Annotated in this window: 1 protein-coding gene; it reads right to left on the bottom strand. The window is 46.3% G+C overall.

What is annotated here, in order from left to right:
• The coding region (locus tag Q4528_RS12930; protein ID WP_303521885.1) for a hypothetical protein at positions 1 to 350 on the bottom strand (350 nt) is incomplete at both ends.

Below are 350 nucleotides of genomic sequence, written 5' to 3'. Positions count from 1 at the left end.
CTTAGATCTACACCGAAGTTACGGAATCGAATGGAATCAACAGAGTCATCGCGCTGGCTGCTGCCATCCCAACCTAAAGCTTCACCCGCAAAGCCTTTTACTTCGATGATGTTCATCGCCATGGTATTCGCATTACCCGTATCGTAGGTTTGCCCCACTTTTAGGTTTAAGCCTTTGTTAGTAACACCTACACCCGCTTGGGTATACACAGCTAGCGGATCCGACATGTCTTGTAGCTCTTGCTCAGTGTCTTCCGCCGGAGAATGAGACTTAGAATCGGCAATACTTACCGCACTTACAGATAGAGCACCAAGCAGTAAACTTGCATTAAAGATAGGAGAGATTAAAGA

This window comes from Staphylococcus pasteuri (assembly GCF_030547725.1).
GTDB classification, from domain to species: Bacteria; Bacillota; Bacilli; order Staphylococcales; family Staphylococcaceae; genus Staphylococcus; species Staphylococcus pasteuri.
Note: the sequence above shows the minus strand (reverse complement) of the source record. Positions and strands in the feature narration are given on the sequence as shown.